The sequence below is a fragment of the Microbacterium umsixpiens genome (genome assembly GCF_053543675.1).
Genome location: NZ_JBLVOH010000225.1, coordinates 1,518 through 6,653, shown reverse-complemented (window position 1 = coordinate 6,653; position 5,136 = coordinate 1,518). Strand labels below are relative to the sequence as shown.

The window sequence follows — 5,136 nt, the reverse complement described above, 5'->3', positions numbered from 1 at the left end:
CCCGGTTCTCTGTCTGCGGGGGAGTCGAGGGGCGGTGGTCAGGGTGCCGCGCAGATGCGGTACTGGCCGGCGTCGACCAGCGTCTCGGTCGTGCAGGGCTGAGTGGTCAGCCGTGGCACGTCGGCCATGGCGGGGGCGTCGAAGAGTCCGACGTGCGCGCCCGTCAGCACGATGGGCGCGACCGCGTACCCCCAGGGCTCGGCTGCCAGCCATTCGACGTCGTTCGCCTCGACCCAGGCCGTGAGAGGCACGAGGGCCGTGCGCTGGCTCTCCAGCGTGGTGCGGGGCTCGTACATCGACACGACATGACTCACGCCGCCACCGGCGATCACGGCGGCCAGCGCGGAGGCGGCGACGATGCCGATGGCACGAATGCCCTTGCGGCGGGGCAGGGCCGTCACCGCCCACAGCGCGACCGCGGCGATGACGGGGAAGAACGCGAGGATTCCGGGCGCGGGGTGCCGCACCCACAGCGGCAGGCGGGAGGCGGTGGCCCACCAGCCGACGAAGGCGAGCGCGCCGACGATGGCAGCCAGGGCGTACGCGATCACGATCCGGTCGGCGGCGCTCGCGTCACGCCAACGCCGCACGACGCCGGTGATGGCGAGGCCAAGCGCGATGACCGCTCCGATCACGGCGAGGAAGCCGGGCAGCGACCACGAGTCCGCCAGCGTCCCGAGCTTCTGCAGCACCGTGGTCGCGGCGTCGCCCTGCCCGCCGGTGCGGAGGAAGTGGGCGAAGTCGCGCACGTGCTGCACATAGCCGGAGAACCCCAGCGACAGCAGCGCGCCCAGCTCGAGGAGCAGGGTCGGCACGGCGGCGAGCAAGAGGGGCAGCCACGATCGCCGGAGGGTGTCGCGCACGCGGGCCCAGCCGGTGCCGTCGGAGAGCACCCACAGGGCGATGGCGAAGGCAGGAAGCGCGAGGGCGGCGATGAGCTTCGCCTGGATCGCGAGGCCCACGAGGAGCCCGGCGAGCCATGCGCGGCGGGGAAGCAGTGTGAGGGCCCAGACGAGGAGCGCGGCCGCGGGGATCTCGCCCAGCAGGTCGGCGGGGCCCTGGATGGGGGAGAAGCCGGCATCCGCCGTGAACACCAGGGGAACGGCGACAGCGAGCAGCGCGGCCCAGCGTCCGCCGATGCGTCGCCCGATCACGGCGAGGCCGGCGAGGAGGGCCACCCAGAAGGCCAAGGGGACGAGACGTGCGGCCAGCACCGGGTCCATCCCGGTCGCGAGGAGCGCGGCGACGGGCAGGAGCACGACGGGCCCGGTCGAGATACGCGGGTCGAACGGCGTGATGGTCGAGCCGGAGAGCGCGCCGTCGCTGGAGTATCCGAGTCCGTCCAGCAGATTGAGCGGGACCGTGAGGTTGAAGGCCTCGTCCTCCCAGAAGCGCCACACCACGAGGCTGTGCCAGGCCACGATGACGTGACCGATCAGCAGGGCGACGGCCGCCGCCCAGAACACGACCGTGCGTGCTCGGGTCATCGCGCGACGGTCTCCGGAAGACGGATGCCGCGCAGGGGAGCGGATGGCCGCAGAGAGAGGGTCCATGCCTCGACGAGGGCGACGCGCACGAACCGGCGCAGACGCTTCGGCGGCAGGGTGACCGAGTTCCCTCGCCCCCACATGGTGCCCGTGGTCGATTCGCCCCGACGAGGGATGCTGGCGACGCGGAGGTAGCGCACGGTGAAGCCCGCGCGCGCCTCGGCGAGCGAGAAGTGCACGTGCGGGACCGTGGCGTCGGCCGGGGTCGCGTCGACGAGCAGTCGCAGGGCGTCGGGGCGGTAGGCGCGAAGCGGGGTGTTGACGTCGGGGATGCGGCGCCCGGCGGCGAGGGCGATCAGCAGGCCCACCGCCCCGGTGAGCACCTTGCGGTACCAGGGGTCGGTGCGGCCGTCGCGCACGCCGTGGACGACATCGGCGTCTTCGGTCGTGAGCGCGTTGATGAGCCGAACGAAGTCGCTCCCGTAGAACTGCCCGTCGCCGTCGACATGCACCAGCACGTCGGGGTCGGCGGCGAGCCCGGCGCGGTAGGCCGAGAGCGCGGTCGGGCCGTGGCCGCGGTTCAGCGGCTGCACCTCGACGGTCACGTCGGAGACGCCGTCGAACACCGAGGCGGTGGCATCCGTGGAGCGGTCGTCGGCGACGTGGAAGGTGACGCGGTCGGCCAGGGGAGAGACGCAGTCGCGGATCTCGTCGATGAAGCCCTGGATGCCCTCGGCCTCGTTGTAGGCGGGCATGACGACGGCGAGGTGGCGAAGGGTCACGGGGTCCTTGGGGTGGCGGAGGGCGCGGGGATCAGCCAGTAGCCTAGTTGAGCCATGAACCCTCCCTCCCGCATCCGTCGCATCGCCAGCGTCGGCAGCCGTTTTCTCGTCGTGGGTGCTCTGAGCACCCTCATCGAGGTCGGCGTCTTCAACCTGCTGGTCTACGTGTGGGGATGGGATGTGGTCGCCGCGAAGATCGTCGCCTCGCTCGTCGCGCTCGTGAACGCGTACATCGGCAACCGCGAGTGGACGTTCCGTCACCGGGATCGTCGCGGACGGGTCTCCGAGGTCACGCTGTTCCTCGTGACCAACGCCGTCTGCACGGCCATCGGCGCCGTGCTCGTCTGGGTGGGTGTCGAAGCCGTCGGTGCGGTCCTCGGCCGTGAGCCGGGGGCTGTCGCCGTCAACCTCGTGAACCTGACGAGCATCGTCATCGTGGTCCTGCTGCGCTTCGTGCTCTATCACGGCATCGTCTTCCGGGTGGCGCCGACCAAGTAGCGGTGCGGCTCGGTCGCGGGCAGGTCAGGCTCGGGCGGTTGCGCGCTTCTTGGCGTTCTTCGCCTTCTTGGCCTTCTTCGCTTTCCGGCGATCCGTCGACGTCTCGCCGTCGAGGTCGTGCGTCGAACCGTAGGTGTAGGAGCCGTAGCCGTAGCTGTCGGGGCCCTTGGTCGGCAGCATCGTGACGACCACGCCGAGCATCTGCACGCCGGCGTTCTCGAGCGCGCGCAGTGCTCCGGAGAGCTCCTGCTTCTTCGTCTTGCCGGAGGCGGCGGCGAGGATCACTCCGCGGGTCTTGCTTCCCACCACGGCCGCGTCGGTCACCAGCAGCAGCGGCGGGGCATCGATCAGCACGTAGTCGAAGTAGTCGCCGAGTGACTTGAGTACCTGATCCATCGCGGCCGAGCCGAGCAGCTCGCTGGGGTTCGGCGGGACCTGCCCGCTCGGCAGGACGTACAGGTCGGACGTGCCCCACTTCTGCAGCGCATCGGCCACGTCCACGCGTCCGATGAGCACGTCGGTGAGTCCGACGCCGCCCTCGATGCCCAGGTAGTCGGCCACGCGGGGCAGTCGCAGGTCGCCGTCGACCAGGGCCACGCGGGCTCCCGTCTCGGCGAGTGCGATGGCGAGGTTGGCGGTGGTCGTCGACTTGCCTTCGCCGGGGCCGGCGCTGGAGACGACGAAGATGCGGGGGCCCGAGTCGAGGTTGAGGAACTGCAGGTTCGTGCGCAGGCTGCGGAACGATTCGGCGCGCGGGCTGCGCGGGTCGGCGTGCACGATCAGCGGGCGCTTGGTGGCATCCGGGTCGTACGCGATGCCACCGAGGACGGGGCGATCGGTGAGCGTCTCGATGTCGTGGAGCGTGTGGATGCGGTTGTCGAGCACGGTACGCAGCATCGCGATGCCGAGGCCGAGTGCGAGGCCGATGATGCCGCCGAGGATGATCAGCAGGCGCACGTTGGGGCTCGTCGGAGTGGAGGAGGCGATGGCGGGCTCGGTCACGGTGATGCGCACCGGGCTGACGGCGTCTTCGGTGGCGGGCTGCTCGAGTGTCTTCTGCACCGCGTCCTGGAAGCTGGTCGCGACGGCGTTGGCGATGGCCGCGGCCTGCTCGGGGTCTCCGTCGGTCACGCTGACGTCGATCAGCACCGTGTTGAGCGGCGTGGTCGCGGTGACGCGGCTGCTGAGCCCCGAGACCGAGTCGTCGAGGCCGAGCTCATCGATCACGGGTTCGAGCACGAGCGCCGTGCCGACGACGTCGACGTAGCTCGTGACCATCTGTCGTGCGAAGGTCGTGCCCTGCACGAGGTCGCCGGTGGCGGCGCCCTCGGTGCGGACCGAGACGTACAGCTGCGTCGATGCGACGTACTTCGGCTGCTGGAGCGCGGCATAGCCGGCGCCGCCCGCGAGGCCGAGGACCATCAGGACGAGGATCAGGATCCAGTTTCTGTGCAGCACACGCACATAGTCGCGAAGTTCCACGCGGCAGATTCCCCCTGATGCAATGCGACCGCTGCCGATCAAGGCGGGCCGTGAAAACGGTATCCCGGTATTCTTCCACAGCGACGGTGGGACGACCGGCCGCTGCGTGTGGTCAGTTCGTCGTGGTCTGCGCGGAGGCGCTGTAGGTCGTGCTCGCGGACGCGGTGACCGGTGCCTTCGTCAACACGGTTCCGAGCACTCGGGCTCCAACCGACTCGATGCTCTTGGCCGCGTCGGTGAGCCGGTTGGCCTGCGACGATCCGGCGGCGGCGATCAGGAGGGCTCCGGTCGTGACGCGCGCGATCACGGCGGCGTCCGTCACGAGCAGCAGCGGTGGCGCGTCGATGATGACGACGTCGAAGGCCTCTGTGAGCGTCTCGATCAGACTCTCCATCGCGGAAGAGCCGAGCAGCTCGGCCGGGTTCGGCGGAACAGTGCCGGCCGGGAGGACGAACAGGGCGCTGCGGCCCCAGCGCTGGATGACGTCGTTGAGCTGCACGCGTCCGGCCAGCACATCGCTGAGTCCGATCCCACCCTCGATGCCGAAGTACTCGGCCACGCGGGGGAGGCGGAGGTCGCCGTCGAGCAGGGCCACGCGCTGCCCGGCATCGGCGAAGGCGAGTGCCAGGTTCGCCGCGGTGGTCGACTTGCCCTCGCCGGGGCCGGAGCTGGTCACGACGAACACGCCCTGGTTGCCGGAGAAGAAGAAGCGCACGTTGGTGCGGAGGGTGCGGTAGGCCTCGGCGCGGAGGCCGTGCGGTGCGGTGCTCATGGCGAGGGGGTGCTCGCCCGTGTCCGGGTCGAGCGGGATCTGTCCGAGGACGGGAACCGGCACGGCGGCCTCGACATCGGCGGCGACGCGCACCCGGCGGTCGAGCGGCGCCCCC

The 5,136-nt window shown here is 70.7% G+C and carries 5 protein-coding genes; 1 reads left to right on the top strand and 4 read right to left on the bottom strand.

What is annotated here, in order from left to right; genetic code table 11:
* Positions 1 to 38: 38 nt before the first annotated feature.
* The gene (locus ACNPM4_RS18790; RefSeq protein WP_448986731.1) at positions 39 to 1,487 is read right to left on the bottom strand and encodes a hypothetical protein; all 1,449 of its coding nucleotides are present in this window, start codon (positions 1,485 to 1,487) and stop codon (positions 39 to 41) included.
* Positions 1,484 to 2,269: a glycosyltransferase family 2 protein gene (locus tag ACNPM4_RS18785; RefSeq protein ID WP_448986730.1), complete on the bottom strand. Its 786-nt coding sequence runs from the start codon at positions 2,267 to 2,269 to the stop codon at positions 1,484 to 1,486. The genes ACNPM4_RS18790 and ACNPM4_RS18785 overlap by 4 nt, the downstream gene beginning before the upstream one ends.
* A 54-nt stretch (positions 2,270 to 2,323) precedes the next feature.
* Here ACNPM4_RS18785 and ACNPM4_RS18780 point away from each other — a divergent pair, with 54 nt between their 5' ends.
* Entirely contained in the window at positions 2,324 to 2,767 is a 444-nt protein-coding gene (locus ACNPM4_RS18780; RefSeq protein WP_051662295.1) for a GtrA family protein, read from the top strand.
* A gap of 24 nt (positions 2,768 to 2,791) precedes the next feature.
* Here the strand turns inward: ACNPM4_RS18780 and ACNPM4_RS18775 are convergent, their stop codons facing one another.
* Positions 2,792 to 4,249, bottom strand: coding sequence for a tyrosine-protein kinase domain-containing protein (locus ACNPM4_RS18775; protein ID WP_448986728.1), 1,458 nt, complete (start codon positions 4,247 to 4,249; stop codon positions 2,792 to 2,794).
* Between the two features lie 112 nt (positions 4,250 to 4,361).
* On the bottom strand, positions 4,362 to 5,136 hold a 775-nt coding region (locus ACNPM4_RS18770), incomplete at its 5' end, for a CpsD/CapB family tyrosine-protein kinase (protein ID WP_448986727.1).

Bases quoted from the DNA above. Each gene is read 5' to 3' on its own strand.
- ACNPM4_RS18790 (WP_448986731.1), bottom strand. From the start codon at position 1,487: ATGACCCGAGCACGCACGGTCGTGTTCTGGGCGGCGGCCGTCGCCCTG.
- ACNPM4_RS18780 (WP_051662295.1), top strand. From the start codon at position 2,324: ATGAACCCTCCCTCCCGCATCCGTCGCATCGCCAGCGTCGGCAGCCGT.